The sequence below is a fragment of the Actinomadura geliboluensis genome (assembly GCF_005889745.1).
GTDB classification, from domain to species: Bacteria; Actinomycetota; Actinomycetes; order Streptosporangiales; family Streptosporangiaceae; genus Spirillospora; species Spirillospora geliboluensis.
Genome location: NZ_VCKZ01000760.1, coordinates 1 through 1079, shown reverse-complemented (window position 1 = coordinate 1079; position 1079 = coordinate 1). Strand labels below are relative to the sequence as shown.

1 protein-coding gene is annotated in these 1079 nt (G+C 72.5%); it reads right to left on the bottom strand.

All coding sequences use genetic code 11. From position 1 onward, the window contains the following. Positions 1-876 (bottom strand): serine/threonine-protein kinase (locus ETD96_RS44090; RefSeq protein WP_138642393.1); only part of this gene is annotated, 876 nt, incomplete at its 3' end. Between the last annotated feature and the right edge of the window lie 203 nt (positions 877-1079).

The window sequence follows — 1079 nt, the reverse complement described above, 5'->3', positions numbered from 1 at the left end:
GGTGTACGACGAGATCGTGGTGGCGTACTCGTCGATCAGCGTGCGCTGCGGTCCGGCCGTCCAGTCGACCGGGCCCTCCGCGACCGAGTCGGCCAGTTCGGCGAGGATCTCGTCCGGTGCGGGACGCATGGACGGCTCTTTGGCCAGGCAGCGGCCGATGAGGTCGCGCCGCTCCGCCGGGACGGGGGCCAGGTCGGGTTCCTGTGTCAACACGCGGTGCAGGACCGCGGGGAGGTCTCCGGTCCCGAAGGGCGGGTGGCCGGTGGCGGCGAAGTACAGCACGCCGCCCAACGAGAACACGTCGCTCGCGGGGCCGACCTCCCCGCCGTGGACCTGTTCCGGCGACATGTAGGCGGGTGTGCCGACGAACCCGCCGGTCGTCTCGGTGCCGTCCGCCGCCCGCACGATCCCGAAGTCGATCACCCGGGGCCCGTCCTCGGCGAGCAGGATGTTGGACGGCTTGAGGTCCCGATGGACCAGCCCGGCCGCATGGACGGCCTTGAGCGCCTCCGCGAGCGCCGCCGCCAGCGCGGTGACCGTCCGCCGGGGCAAGGGCCCGCGCGTGCGGACGACGGCGTCGAGTGCGGGGCCCGCCACGTGCGCTGTCGCGAGCCATGCGGGGCGGCCGTCGGTATCGGCGTCGATGACGGGGGCCGTATAGAAGCCGCTGACCGCTCTGGCGGCCTCGACCTCGCGCCGGAAGCGCCGCAGGAAGCCGGGGGCGTCGGTGAGGTGAGTGTGGATGACCTTTACCGCGACGAGCCGTCCCCCGGGAGAACGTGCCAGGTAGACGAGGCCCATACCGCCCGCACCGAGCCGGGCCAGCAACTCGTAGGAGGCGATGCGGGCGGGATCCGACGGCGCTAACGGCTCCATTCAAGGGAGCCTTCTGCAGACGTGCGCCGCATGCAACCCATTAGCCGCCTTGATCCCGTCACCGATCCGGCCGCCGACATCCGCACGGCCTGGGACGGCGTCTGGACGGCCGCGATCACGCGGCCGTCCAGACCGGGCTCACCAGCTCCTACGGCCCGTCCTCCAAGGGCGCTCGCGTGGACGGTCAGGGGAGGGTGGGGATC